7 protein-coding genes and 2 pseudogenes are annotated in these 13,910 nt (G+C 59.3%); 3 read left to right on the forward strand and 6 right to left on the reverse strand.

Translation table 11 applies throughout. The features are described 5' to 3' along the window. Positions 1–393 precede the first annotated feature (393 nt). The 3 genes and pseudogenes from H1204_RS35205 to H1204_RS35215 form a co-directional block, all read right to left on the reverse strand. Positions 394–5,900 (reverse strand): annotated as a pseudogene (locus tag H1204_RS35205) (AAA family ATPase). Positions 5,901–6,310: 410 nt separating this feature from the next. Beyond that, positions 6,311–6,586, reverse strand: a complete 276-nt coding sequence (locus H1204_RS35210; RefSeq protein WP_180733358.1) for a hypothetical protein — start codon at positions 6,584–6,586, stop codon at positions 6,311–6,313. Positions 6,587–6,900: 314 nt separating this feature from the next. Beyond that, a complete protein-coding gene (locus H1204_RS35215) occupies positions 6,901–7,560 on the reverse strand; it encodes a response regulator transcription factor (RefSeq protein WP_180733359.1) in 660 nt (219 codons plus the stop codon). 1,093 nt (positions 7,561–8,653) lie between these two features. Between H1204_RS35215 and H1204_RS35220 the strand changes: the two genes are divergently transcribed. Next, entirely contained in the window at positions 8,654–9,025 is a 372-nt protein-coding gene (locus H1204_RS35220) for a response regulator (protein ID WP_180733360.1), read from the forward strand. 44 nt (positions 9,026–9,069) lie between these two features. Here the strand turns inward: H1204_RS35220 and H1204_RS35225 are convergent, their stop codons facing one another. Together H1204_RS35225 and H1204_RS35230 are read right to left on the reverse strand one after the other, a co-directional pair. Then, positions 9,070–9,744 carry a response regulator transcription factor gene (locus tag H1204_RS35225; RefSeq protein ID WP_180733361.1) on the reverse strand — a complete coding sequence of 225 codons (675 nt, stop codon included), beginning with the start codon at positions 9,742–9,744 and terminating at the stop codon, positions 9,070–9,072. A gap of 266 nt (positions 9,745–10,010) precedes the next feature. Further along, on the reverse strand, positions 10,011–10,244 hold the full coding sequence (locus H1204_RS35230; RefSeq protein WP_180733362.1) for a hypothetical protein: 234 nt from the start codon (positions 10,242–10,244) through the stop codon (positions 10,011–10,013). Between the two features lie 435 nt (positions 10,245–10,679). Between H1204_RS35230 and H1204_RS35235 the strand changes: the two genes are divergently transcribed. Further along, on the forward strand, positions 10,680–11,093 hold the full coding sequence (locus H1204_RS35235) for a hypothetical protein (RefSeq protein WP_180733363.1): 414 nt from the start codon (positions 10,680–10,682) through the stop codon (positions 11,091–11,093). A 176-nt stretch (positions 11,094–11,269) separates the two neighbouring features. On the opposite strand, the pseudogene H1204_RS35240 reads toward H1204_RS35235, so the two are convergent. Continuing rightward, positions 11,270–11,380, reverse strand: a pseudogene (locus H1204_RS35240) (VOC family protein); the annotation flags it as partial. A gap of 1,094 nt (positions 11,381–12,474) precedes the next feature. Between H1204_RS35240 and phaZ the strand changes: the two are divergent. Continuing rightward, positions 12,475–13,812, forward strand: coding sequence for a polyhydroxyalkanoate depolymerase (phaZ, locus tag H1204_RS35245; protein ID WP_180733364.1), 1,338 nt, complete (start codon positions 12,475–12,477; stop codon positions 13,810–13,812). The last annotated feature ends 98 nt before the right edge of the window (positions 13,813–13,910 follow it).

Consider the following 13,910-nt stretch of genomic DNA (forward strand, 5'->3'; position numbering starts at 1 on the left):
TTCTGAAAGACGTCGCTACGAAGTCGCTGCTTCTTCGATGTTGGGAAGGCCGTCTCAGCTCTCGGCGTTGCAAGCGAGCTGACTCGCCTTTTTCTCGAGGTTAGAGCCGATCCTCCCCCTGGAAATCCTCACCTTCTGCCGGTCGGATAGCTGAGAAAAATGGCGGGCGCCTGCCCGCTTTGGGAATCCGCCTAGTCCGGAGGTGTTGCGGCTGGAGGGACCCTGAGCATGTGCTGGGCTCGCGAGAGCACGTGGTCATCGTAGGCGGGCGCCGCATGTTGCGGTACGCCTGCAAACAGCCGCACAATGTTGTCGCCCGGCAGCAATTAAAGACACGCCCACGCTGGCAGCAGACGTATACGATCGGGTGCCCGTAGCTGACATGCGTGGCAATCACAATGAAACGGCTGTATGGGCTGGCACGGAGAATTGAACAACGGCGCCGCGTGGCACGTTCGCACTTGCCCACAACCGGCCGCCGCGCGCTTCGATGATCGAACGGCAGATCGACAACCCCATCCCCAAACCGGTAGGCTTCGTGGTGTAGAAGGGTGCGAAAACGTCCTCCGCGCCGTGCGGAGCAAAACCCGGCCCTGAATCGCGCACAGTCACGAGCACACAGTCAGAGTCGGCTTTGTCCGTACTGACGAACAACTGTCGCGAGCTATCGCTGACGCTGCTCATTGCCTCGAGCGCGTTGATGATCAGGTTGAGGAGCACCTGTTGCAGTTCGACACGGTCTCCTTCGATGAATGGCAAGCCGTCCGCGAGTTGTGTCTGTACCGAGGCACCGCTCTTCGAAGCTTCGCCATGCGTGAGCTCGATCACCTCGCGGATTGCCTCGTTGATGTCCACCGGCTCCTTCCTCGGCGGCGCCTTCCTGACCAGATCGCGGATCCGGCGCAGCACATCCCCGCTCGACCTGCATCCTTGACAATCTGCCTGAGCGTCTGCCCTACCTCGTCAATGTTCGGAGGCTGGGCGTTCAGCCATCGCAGCGCCGCCTGGGCGTTGGTCATCGTCGCGCCGATCGGCTGGTTGACTTCGTGAGCGATCGAGGCCGTGAGCTGCCCCATGGTCGCGACACGGTTCGCGTGCGACAATTGTGTCCGCACCTCCCGATAGCGCTGCTCACTCTCGCGGATTTGCTCCTCCGCCTGCTTGCGCTCGCTCAGATCAAGCACGAAAGCGACACCTTCCTTTCGGGTTTCTTCGAAAGCGGTCGCACCGAGCATGACGGGCACGCGGCTGCCGTCCTTCCTGATGTACTCCTTCTCGAACGGCTGAGCGCGCCCCGTCGCCCCGATCTCTGACAGGGCCCGTTCGTCGCGCTCGCGCCATTCTGGCGGCGTCAGATCCCTCCAGCTCACGCGACCCGAGACAAGATCCTTCCGCTCGTATCCCACCATGCGAAGAAATTCGTCATTGGCCTCAAGAATGTCGCCACCGGCATTCCAGACGACGATCCCGATGACGTTGGCGTCGACGAGGCGCCGGATCTTCCCTTCGCGCTCCGCAAGATCGCGGTACAAGCGGGCATTCTCCAGCGAGATCGCTGCCTGCGAGGCCAACAGCTTCAGCACGGCGATGCGGGCCGGGCTGAACACGCGGGCAGTCAGACTGTTTTCAAGGTAGAGCGCGCCGGTGAGCTTCGCCTGATTCATCAACGGGAAGCAGAGAATTGAACGGGCGCGATGCTGACGGATATAGGGATCTGTGGCGAACGGGGACTCAGCCGCGGCATCGTCAAGAAAGACACTCTCCCGGGTGCGCAGGACATGGTTGAGGATCGACTCCGGCAGCATCGTCGCGCTCACAGGAACATCGCGCAACTGCAACCTGGGCGCGTCACCGGTGGTCAGCGCTTGCGCCGCTATCCGTGCTTTGCCGCCGTCCGACAGAATCAACACGCCCCGTTCAGCGCCCGCCTGTTCGATTGCCGTACGCATGACCATCTCGATCAGCTTGTCCAGAACGATGTCGCCCGAGGCGGCCTGCGACACCTTGATCACCGTCGCGAGGTCGAGGTGTTCGACTGGCGTTGAAATCGTCGTCGTCGGCCCGGGCGCAGACTCTTCCGCCCTCAGGTATGGATAGCTCTCCTCGAGTTGCCGCACCTTCCCGTCGGCGCCCCAACGCAGATAGCCGTAGCGGGCGTCCTGCAGGTACACACGGGCGATCTTCCCGAAACCGCGCGCCGCGTAAAAGCGCGACGCGAGTTCGTTGGCGAGTGCCTCACCGTGGACAAAGCCGCTTTCCTGCGCCGAGCAGGTGGCCTGTTCGTACAACTCCATGGCATCCGCTACGCGACCTTCAATCCGGGCGATCTCGGCACCGACCAGCGCCGCGCGGTCCGCGAAATTCTCCGGGCAGTTTTTCGCCCAGATCTGAAGCTGCCGGTAATGTGCGGCGACAGCGTCCAGGTGTTGTGGCCGCTCGTCGGCCGGGGCGCACTCGCACCAGGCGGCCCGAGCCAGCGCGCCGTAAAAGTGATATTCGGCTTCCTCAATTAACGAGGATGAGGTCCGGAGCAGCGGTTGCGCCTTTGATGCCGCATCCATGGCCGCCGCATAGTCACCGGCGAGATAGCGCGCCTGCAGTTTCCGGATCCAGTACCAGCACGCAGCGAGGGCCAGGGACGGGTTGCCGGACAGATGGGTTTCGGTGCGAAGTTCATTGAACTGCCCGTCGTCGAGGCAGCCGAACGTCGGCGTCAGGCCGCGAAGCGTCCGGATCAGCGCGAGTTGTGTGTTGATGAAGTCAATGACGAGACCGAACCGCACCTTCCCGGCATACGCAAGACCGCGTTCCGCTTCGCCTTGCACCTCGTGCAGCGGCTCGCCGGCGAAGAGCAGGTCCGAGTTGAGTTCGTTGCACGTGAAAGCGCCATACGCGAGGTCTCCAATCCGGTTCGCCGCGTCGAAAGCGCGGCGCAGCAGATCACGACAAGCCCGTATTGGTTTCAGCCAGCGCATGACAAAAATCGCGAAGCAAAGATACGTGCTCGCCTCGAACCGTCGTAGCCCTCGTCGTTCGACGAGGTCGCAGCCGAGCTGGCCGAACCGGAATCCGGCCTGGTAGTCACCGAAACGCGGTCCGGTGACCCTGCCGACACTGGCATAGAGCACACATGAAGCGTCACAGTTGCCACGCTCGAGGCTGAGACTGACCCCCTTGCAGGTCGTCAGCGAAACCAGGTTCACATCCGTCGACACCGCCGCCGCAAAGAGCTTGCCCAGCACCTCGACGGTCGCGAGCGAGGCTGCGTCCTCCATCACTGGCAATTCGATGAGTTCCTCGATGGTCCGGTCCCCGAGCTGTGCCCCGATGCGCTCGTATTCGCGTCGCACTTCCTCGTCATTCGGATGCGGAGACCAGTCGATGCCGACATGCCGCAGGTAGGCGAGGCACACAGCGACCGCGCGGTCGCTCTGATCGAGGACCAGGTAGACATCCAGTTGCATGCACGCGACGAGCGCTTCTTCGACCGTTGTCGCGACGCGCTTCGACAGCGCCGCCAGACGTTCGTCTGCGACCGATAACTGCCCGGTCAAAAATTCGCATTCGGCCCGGTTCAGTTCCAGCGCAAAGATCAGGTCATGCCGGCGCTCCCAGCAATCGTCGCCCAATAGTTCCGCGCCGACGACGAGATAGGTGAGCGCTGATGAGTATGCTGTCGACGCCTTGGCGCGCTGGCCGGCGAGCAGGTTGAATTCAGCCAGTCGCTCCCTTTCCCCCTCTTCGGTGATCAGCGCGGCGCCGCGATTGAGCTGACCGACGATCTCGAAGATCGCCTCCTCCCGTTTTTTCAGGGGCGTCCGCGCGGCCAGCATGCGCCCGATCCGCAGATGGGCCGAGGTCCGCGAGGCTTCGGGGATGAGTGAATAAGCGGCTTCATGAACACGGTCGTGACCAAACCTGTAGGCGCCCTCCAGCCGCTCGACCAGTTCCTGACGCATCGCCTCCCACAACGCCGTGTGGACCTGTGCCTCCGGAATGCCGAGAACTGTCGACACTGTCGTGATCCCGGCGACGTTCCCGAGACAGGCAAACTGCTCCAACGCGTGCAGCGTCCCAGCCGGCAGGCGGGCCAGCTTGCCGACCATCAGGTCCACGACGTTGTCGGTGTAACCCTTGGCATGGATCCGGCCGGTATCCCAGCACCATCGCCGCGCATCATGATCAAAGGTGAGCAACTCTTCTTCGGCAAGCGCGTGCAGAAACTGGATGACAAAGAACGGATTGCCACCCGTCTTGTCATGGACCAGTTGCGCCAGGGGTGCGATGCGCGCCGGCGCGCAGTGAAGCGCCTCCGCGATCAACTGCCTGACATGCTCGCAAGCGAGCGGCGCCAGCGTGATCTCATTGATCTTGACGCCCGCGTTCCTGATGGCCTGGAGCTTGCGGGTCAGTGGATGCGTGGCATCGACCTCGTTGTCACGGTACGCGCCGACCAGCATCAGGTGCCGCAAGTCCGAACCCGCTAACAGATCCTCGAGCAGGTCGAGCGTCGCGGAGTCGAGCCACTGCAGGTCGTCGAGAAAGAGCGCAAGCGGATGTTCCGCTCGCGCAAATACACTGATGAAACGCCGGAACACGAGCATGAAACGGCGTTGCGCCTGTTGCGGCTCAAGGGTTGGGACGGGTGGCGGCTCACCGATGATCAGCTTCAGTTCGGGGATGAGGTCGGTCATGAGCCGCGCATTGGGCTCCAGTGCCTCCAGCAAGGCGTCGCGCCAGCTCGCCAGCTCCGTGTCGGGTTTGCCGAGCAGCGGGCGCACCAGGCTCTGAAACGCCTGGACCAGCGTCGAATAGGGGATGTCGCGCTTGTACTGGTCGAACTTGCCCGACGCGAAGAGCCCGCGCGGCGGCACCAGCACCTTGTGCAGTTCATTGACGACCGAGGATTTGCCGATGCCGGAATAGCCGGAGACCAGCACCAGCTCAGCCGGGCCGCTCCCGACGACCCGATCGAACGCGGCGACCAGGGTGTCGACCTCGCGCTCCCGCCCATACAGCTTCTCGGGTATCAGCAACCGGTCGGGTGTGTCGTGTTCGCCCAGCGGGAAGGCATCGACCCGGTGCCGACGCCGCCAGTCGGCGAGGCATTGCCGCAGATCATGCTCAGCACCGGCGGCCGTCTGGTAACGCTCTTCGGCCGTCTTGGCGAGCAGCTTCATGACGATATCGGAGACTGCAGCAGGGACGGTCTTGACCAGCTCACACGGGGGCGCCGGCTTTCTGGCGATGTGGCAGTGCACCCATTCCATGGGGTCAGCAGCCGTAAACGGCAACGCGCCCGTCAGCATCTGGTAGAGCGTCACGCCGAGCGCATAGAGGTCACTGCGCGAATCGATCGAGCGGTTCATCCGGCCGGTCTGCTCGGGTGCCATATAAGCGAGCGTGCCGGCGATCGTCTCGGGCGGTTCGGGCGCCTGTCGCTCACGCGGAAGCCGAGAGGCGAGGCCGAATCCGGTGAGCCGGACCTGTCCGTCGGCGCAATGTACGAGGATATGCGCGGGCTTGAGATCCTTATGGACAAGGCCGCGCTGGTGAAGCTTGCCTAGCGCCGCAGCGATGCCGGCAGCAAGCCGCAAAAAATCTCCCATCTCCATCGGCGCGCCGAGCAGACGCGCGAGCGGCTCACCGCCAGGATCCTCAAGCACCAGCAGGGTCCGCCCGGCTTCGCGCACCAGTTCCAGCGGCCGCACCGCCCACGCGCCATTGAGCTCGTCCTTCAGGCCAAACGCGTGAATGAGGCGATTAACGCTGGCGGGTAATGGATGTTCGGCGGCGGGCCGCACCAGCAGAACGCTGTGGCCGCCGCTTTCGCCTGGGCGCGGCCCTCGACACAGGACGCGTTCGCCGTCGTCCCAGAGGATCTGGAGGCTGTTACCCATCTGCAACGGAATCAAATGTAGGTTGTGATCTGGCGCGCCACGCCTTCATGCCGCCGCCCCTCGTGGGTTGAGACCCTACATTCATTCACAGGGAAGCTAGAATTACATCAGCATACACTTCGGCGAACGCGGCGTAATAGATAGTACTCCGAGGAACTTATTGGGACCGGCTTCTACGCTAAGCTGACAGTCACCCGGACGCGGCCGGGCGTCACTGACGCCGCCTCGCATTGTGACGACGTCCCATATCTCCCGGCCAATCCGATCGGCTCGCACTCGCCGGTAGATTTAACGAACACCCTGTGACGTACGCATTTATCAGAACGTCTGTCAGTTGCGATAGTGTATCGAGCGGGCCGTGAATGGAATCCAGTCGAGCGAGCGCCATCCGCCTCGCGATACCGGCCACCTCACCTCGCTTTGCTGGCCTGCATGCGACGTGTCGGATACTCGTCACCGATTTCCTGAGTGGTCCGCGAGTGCAGATGTAATCCCGCCTTGCCGGCGCCTTTGGTGTACGGATTAAAATCATAGGCTGAAAGAAAGCGCTTCTCGCGCTCCCTGACCTTCAGGAAAAATTCAGCACAGTAGTTCCACACAAAGTCCACCTCGCGTGCCTGTTCACTCAACCACTTTGCGTGTTTGTCTTTCAGTCTGAATCTCAGAACGAGTGTTGTGAATTCCATGTGCCGGTACCCTTGTTCCTCCGTATAGGTAGACGCGGGGATTGACTTTGAAAACGTCGAAATTGGTGCTTCGCTAACTACAGTCAGCTTTCATCCTCGACCTGCAGGCAGCCTGAAGGCCGAGGCTTTTAGGCCAGATTTGGCGTAAAACAGGGATCAAGAAAAACAGCTCGTACTATCACCTTACGCGTCGCGACCATTTTCATTACGGCATTCCAACCAACCGACCTGAAAGCAAAGGCCAGCTGCAAGTGGCGCGTTTGTGCCGACAAGCCGGTCGATCCCAACACCATCACGCATTGGCTCAGTGCGTTCTACGACTGGGCATTGACACCCAGCGATACCGATTTTTTTACGAGATCTGCAAGGGTTCGCGCCGCCATCTTTCGCATGAGATGAGAACGATGCATCTTCACGGTGATTTCACAGAGATTCACCTTGGAGGCAATCTGCTTGTTCATTAGCCCAGCTACGACGAACCCCATAACTTCCCGTTCGCGCGGTGTAAGCGAGTCGTACGCGACACGGAGCGCCTCAATCGATTGTTCGGCGGCGAGACGCTTTCCGTCGCGCGCCAACGCATTGGCGACGGCATCCAGCATCTCCTGGTCGCGGAACGGCTTTGAAAAAAAATCGACTGCCCCCGCTTTCATAGCCTGCACGGTCATCGGGATGTCGCCATGGCCGGTCATGAATACGATCGGCATGCGCAAACCGCTCTTAGCAACATGCTCCTGTAAGGCGAGGCCATTTTCGCCGCGCAACCGGACATCGAGGATCAAGCAACTGGGCGCGTCGTACTTCCGGAAACCGAGAAAGTCCCCCGAGGATTCGAATGTCTCAACACGTAGCCCGACCGACCGGAACAAATTACCGAGTGCGAAGCGCATCGACTCCTCGTCGTCGACCACGTAGACGACTGGCTCCTTATCTTGGACGCCTCGGACCGAAGTCAAATGTGAACCTGAATTCATCTCACCTCCTCCTCCCGACCGATGGTGCGCTGGGCGTCGCAACTGACAATGCAGTCGGAGATGCTGCACATTGAAATAATACTGTTTCGCTGAAACCCGTCCTTCACGGGAGTGTTCATTCACTCTAGGGGCGCGCTGCCGACGCGCAGACATGCTCACCCATACATCTTCTTGTTCCTTGTCTTAACTAAGCTTACTTCCATCGCGTCGGCACGAACGAGATGCCCGTATAGTTCCTAGTAAAACTGATAGACGAGGCCTCCGCAATGTTTAACGATCCGACGTCAAAGCCACATTGCGGATTAACCAAGCGATCCATTGGTGGCTCCCGCTAACGCAGGTCATGGCAGAGCCTGTTTGCGCTGTACGTTACAGCAGCTATAGCAAGCAAATGCGGTTCAGTTCCACTGTTCGGCGGTACACGTTTCGGTTGAGCCAAGGTACGAAAGTGTACTCGTCGTATGCGTTTGCGCCGACAAAGATCCAGTTGTGCAGTACGTTCAACATAGCGTGTCCCCTCGAAACCAGCCGTCACATCACGATGTGTAGCGAGCGCACCGCGCGATTGCACCGGCTCTGACACAAGAGTAGGCGCTCGGACACCCCAAGACTATTGTACGGATGGGTGGCACTGCACCTACATAGGCGTCGAAAGCTGATACCTAGGTATATCCGACGAAGTCGGATATACGCCGCGGGTCGTCGGGGCATACGGGAGCGGATATGCAAGCCCCTCATTTGTCAGCCCGTTATGGTGAACTTGCGTCGCGTCGCACGATGGGAAACACTCCACTCTCTGGCGACGACGCACGCATGCCGGTCCGGATACGTAATGATCCATTCATACGCTTGGATGCGACGGACGCCGCGACGCATACCTAGGTATGCGTCCGCAGTATCAGTGAATCTCCAAGCGGTATCCAGCTTAGGAACAAGATGAGCAGGATCGCGCGATGCAAATGCTGCGCACTAATACTTGTGTATGATTCCCGGCCGATGATACGACAATTACGCTGGGTTTCGTAGATGCGGACGGAAGCATGCAATAGCGTTCTTGCTGCGTGCCCCCCTTTCCTGTAGATCGAGGCTAATCTTGTGTTCTGCTCAAGTCGTTTCGATTGTTGACGACGACGAGGCCGCCCGACTCGCTACGGGAAATCTTGTGCGGTCGTTCGGCAGGCGTACCAGCCTGTTCGCATCGGCAGAGGAGTTCCTGCTATCCGGCCAACTCGCCTCGACGTCGTGCCTCATCTCCGACGTCATGATGCCCCGCATGTCAGGAGTGGAGATGCACGAACGCATGATTGCACTCGGGTATGCGCCGCCGACCATCTTCGTCACGGCATTCCCATCGGCTAACCTTAAAGCTAAGGCCCTAGCAAATGGCGCCCTAGCTGTACTCGAAAAGCCTGTTGACCCCGATGCCATCGCGCATTGGCTCAGCGTTGCGCTGGACGTGCCATAGTCTATCGACGAGGAGCTGGAATGACACTTCCGATCTCCGCGCTCTCAAGACGATTTCAGCGATCGTGCCTTGACGCCAAGTGATTCCGATTTTCTGACGAGATCCGCAACGGACCGGGCCGCCATTTTTTTCATGAGGTGCCCACGATGAATCTTCACAGTGATTACACTGAGATTCATTTCGGCGGCAATCTGTTTGTTCATCAGGCCGGCTACGACGAACCCCATGACTTCCCGTTCCCGCAGTGTCAGCGAGTCATACGCAACACGGAGCGCCGCGTTCGATTGTTCGGCGTTAAGACGCTCAACGTCGAGCGCTAACGCGTTGGAGACGGCGTCCAGCATATCCTGGTCGCGAAACGGCTTCGCGAGAAAATCGACTGCCCCCGCTTTCATTGCTTGGACTGTCATCGGAATATCTCCATGCCCCGTCATGAATACAATGGGTATGTGTACCTCGCTCTTCGCAATTTGTTCCTGGAACGCAAGGCCACTTTCACCGTGCAGCCTGACATCGAGAATCAGGCAACTGGGTGCGTCGTACTTCCGAAAAGCGAGAAAGTCCCTTGACGATTCGAAGGTCTCCACGCGTAACCCGGCTGAACGCAGCAAGTTTCCAAGGGCGACACGCATCGACTGATCGTCGTCGACCACATAGACCACCGGTTCCTCGCAACCATGCGGACTCCGGGTCGAAGTCGAAGGCGAACCCAAACTCATCTCAGCTCCCCTCTCCCGAATGACACTGCGTGCATGCATCCATGCATCAACGTGATCGACGACGCTGCGCACTGCAATGAAGCGATTGCAGCATCTCCGCCTTCACCGGTATTCGTGCCGGGGTACGGGCTGCCACCACGCGATCTGGTGCCGCTCGCCCAAGATTGAAAACCGGACGCACTCACGTCATGTCTTTTCGTCCGACAGTTTCACGTCACCGCCAGACGGCCCCAGTAGCTATTCTAGGTGATTTGAATTCAAGGGCGTTACCGCCCCGTTTCGCTAGAGGTAACTTCGCGCCGGAAATGCGCTTGCTGGACAGGATGAAGTTCCCGGTCCACTTGCCCGAGCAGCGGAGCTTTTTCGTTTCGGGTGCGCTGTACGCAGTTCCAGGCGTTATTGCGCCCAAGCATCACCGCCCGCGCGTTAAAAATATCCTCGCTGCCGGCGAGCGTCGCGTGGATGTTCGAGATCGCGTCTGCATGCACTGGATTGTTCACGCTCGTCCTCTATGCCTGTTGCGCCTGATGGAGGATCGGGTCGTTCCGAGACTGTCGCGATCAGCGACGTGCCGATTCCGGCGACAAAACACGCGCACGAAGTCGAACAGATTCGCAGCAGTCGACCCATACGCACACCTCAAGCTTTATCCCGCGTCCGGAGCGGACCGACATATCGTTGCATTTCCCTTTCGTTCGCGAAAGGAATGGACTGCGTCGCCATTTTGGTCCTTTCGAGCATTTTATTGAGCAAAGACAGTCTCGAAAACGGTACACGGCAGGCATAAAGTGGAGGCTCCTAACCACTTGATGAAAACGTCGCACCGCGAGCCGCATCGCTATGTCAAACACCGATGAGGTTTCCTGAACGTCAAATCTGACGCTGGGATAAATCAAGTGATGACATTCAACCTTAACCGTACCACGGAGTCACACATGCGTAACAAGATCATTGCTTCGATATTCGTTGCTGCGTCAGTTTCCTTCGCCGCGCCCGTCTTCGCCAGTGGCTATGGGCCTGCACCGTTCTACCACCCGGCTGATGGTGCTCCGGCGTCACAACGTGGTCAAAGCGCCGAGACTCTTGCATCCAATCTGGCAGTGGTTGACGCGGGTGCATCGCATCGCGGCAACACTACAATCGAGACCGGAGGGACTGCGAAGCCCGATTCACCCGTGCAAAACTCCTCGGCAGGGGAAGGCGGCGTTGTTGACGGGACATCAGCGTCGGGTGCACATCATCCGCTTCGCGCGCTGGGTCATTCGATCCAGTCGGCGGGACATGCGATCCGGTCCTCTGTTCGAACTGACCCAAATGACGGTATGAAGCAGGTTTATTTTGGTCGTTAAACTTCTATGTATGGCTATTCGTACATTCTGTGAATTTTCCGGCGGTTCGCGCGAAGATTCACCCGTTGAATCAAACGAATGCCAGGTTTGGCAAGTGGTGGAGATCTACGAAGCCGCACGGTCTTGCTGCAAGTTGGTCTTAGCCACTACCGCCGGAAAATACACAGGGTGGTGAGCAACCCTGCGACATCATCTGCCAAGTCACCTTCGGTCGGCGCGCGTCCTTCGATCTCAAGATCAAGTTCCGCCAAGAACTCAATGGCCGTATCGATGTCTGCCAAGACGATGCCAACGTTGTCCTACGTCTGATCGCCACAAAGTCTCCGTGGCGTCCAAGCTGATATCAACGTCGGCACAACATAACAGCTGGCAAGATGCGCCGACGACTAACGAGAATTGGGTATTGGACGGGCCCATCTCGGCTAGTTTTTCAGATCTCTTCTCGCTGCCTGTCAAGGAAGCAGTCGATCGTCGATGATTGCAACTGGCCCGACACTGCCTCATGCCATAGTCATTCACAGTATGCGCCTCGGGCGCCTTCGGCCGTAGACAGGAAGTCAACGTCCTGGGACGTCGGAGCGGGCGCTAAGTCAAAGGTGGCTGCAAAAAGGTAGGGCCCACGCGTGCCTTCTCGTCTCTGGGCAAGTGTAAGGCGCTCATGGTATTTCGCCGCCGCGCCATTCATCAAACTTAGGAATCGCTGTCTCATACCTGCGTATGCCAGGCTTACTGTGACGGCTCCCCCAATAGGTCGTTGCAAGAACTCAAACTCGCGCCTGGATGCCTTCGAAGTATCCAAAAGTGTGAGCGCGTTATGCCCACAGGGTACTGCAGTGACCGTTCGTACAATGGGTTTTTGTTGATCGTTCGACTACCGTTATTGAACAAGATCGGTCCAACTGCGTCGAGACGATCTAATGTCGGCTAGAGCGACCGCTGCCTTCCACGCGGTACATAAGGAGAACGCTAACCAGCATTCTCGACCGCCCATCGACCGATCCACTACTAAGCCCCATTGATCACGATGCCATCGGAGATTGCCATGTACACCTATTGGATCCGTTATCGCGATGTCTGTGGCCGGTGGTCGGTTGCTTACGCACAGGCCACTTCGCAGTCAGACGCTGAAGCGATTGCAACCCGCCGTTATGGCACGTTCCATTCCGTCAGTCGTGCTGTATCGGTTTCTTGAACAACGTGAGCGGGCAGCCCGAACGACAAGGTCTTCCAGGAGCGGCGATTCCAACCCCATCCGTCGCGGACTTAGGGAATCGCCGCTTGCGAGACCTCGGATTCGGCGTCGCATGCGCCTAGTTCAACCGTCCGAATACTGCACAACAAGGGAGTCTTCTGCTTTTAGTCAACTAACCCCTAGGGAAACATGCTCTATCAATTCCATGTATTTCAGCGAGCAGTTCTGAGCCCGCTCACCGCCTGGGCTCAGGCCGCCTCGAAATCGTTTGCGAATCCGGCCAGTCCGCTCGCCTATGTGCCGGGCGCCACACGCCTGTCCGCTGGCTACGAGCTTCTGTACCGCCTCGGCAAGGACTACGAGAAGCCCGAGTTCAACCTGCACCAGATCGTCAAGGACGGCCACAACATCCCCATCGTCGAGCAGGCGATCGTCGAGAAGCCGTTTTGCCGGCTGATGCGCTTCAAGCGCTATTCGGACGACAGCGACGCTGTCACTCAACTGAAAAAAGAGCCCATCGTGCTGGTGTGCGCGCCACTGTCGGGCCACCATTCGACGCTGCTGCGCGACACCGTCAAGACGCTGCTGCAGGATCACAAGGTGTACATCACTGACTGGATCGACGCGCGCATGGTGCCGATCGAAGACGGCACGTTCGATCTCGACGATTACATCGCGTACATCCAGAAATTCATCCGCCACATCGGCGCGAAGAATCTGCACGTGATCTCGGTGTGCCAGCCTACCGTTCCCGTGCTCGCGGCCATTTCGCTGATGGCGAGCCGCGGTGAAGACACGCCGCGCACGATGACGATGATGGGCGGCCCGATCGACGCGCGTAAGAGCCCCACGGCCGTCAATTCGCTGGCGACGCAGCATTCGATCGAATGGTTCGACAACAACGTCATTTACAACGTGCCGCCGAACTATCCGGGCTTCGGCCGCAAGGTGTATCCGGGTTTTCTGCAGCACACGGGCTTTGTGGCGATGAATCCGGAACGTCACGCGGCTTCGCACTGGGACTTCTATCAGAGCCTGCTGCGCGGTGACGAAGAAGATGCGGAAGCGCATCGCCGTTTCTACGACGAATACAACGCGGTGCTCGACATGGCTGCGGAATACTATCTGCAGACCATCCGCGTCGTGTTCCAGGAGTTCAGTCTTGCCGAAGGTACGTGGGAAGTGAACGGCGAGCTGGTACGCCCGCAGGACATCAAGAAGACCGCCCTCTTCACGATCGAAGGCGAACTCGACGACATCTCCGGCAGCGGCCAGACGCGCGCCGCGCATGAGCTGTGCACGGGCATTCCGGAGAACGATCGCCGCCACTTTACGGCGGAAAAGTGCGGTCACTACGGCATCTTCTCGGGCCGTCGCTGGCGCACCATCATCTATCCGCAACTGCGCGCGTTCATCGCGGAACACGATCGGGTGCCAAGAAGAGTCCGCAAAGTTCGGGGCGAAGAGATCGACGACGAGGAAAGTAATACGAGCTTTTCCAGCGCGACCGTAGCGTCAGTCGGTTAATTGTTCCGCGAAGCAGTTTTTCGGTCGGGATGCGAAGCACGAAGCGAGCAACCGGTATAGTCGAGGACGGAAATGGCTCGGTCGACGTACGAAGGTCC

The organism is Paraburkholderia sp. PGU19 (assembly GCF_013426915.1).
In the GTDB taxonomy this organism is placed as follows: Bacteria; Pseudomonadota; Gammaproteobacteria; order Burkholderiales; family Burkholderiaceae; genus Paraburkholderia.

Bases quoted from the DNA above. Each gene is read 5' to 3' on its own strand.
- phaZ (WP_180733364.1), top strand. From the start codon at position 12,475: ATGCTCTATCAATTCCATGTATTTCAGCGAGCAGTTCTGAGCCCGCTC.
- H1204_RS35235 (WP_180733363.1), top strand. From the start codon at position 10,680: ATGCGTAACAAGATCATTGCTTCGATATTCGTTGCTGCGTCAGTTTCC.
- H1204_RS35210 (WP_180733358.1), bottom strand. From the start codon at position 6,586: ATGGAATTCACAACACTCGTTCTGAGATTCAGACTGAAAGACAAACAC.
- H1204_RS35215 (WP_180733359.1), bottom strand. From the start codon at position 7,560: ATGAATTCAGGTTCACATTTGACTTCGGTCCGAGGCGTCCAAGATAAG.
- H1204_RS35225 (WP_180733361.1), bottom strand. From the start codon at position 9,744: ATGAGTTTGGGTTCGCCTTCGACTTCGACCCGGAGTCCGCATGGTTGC.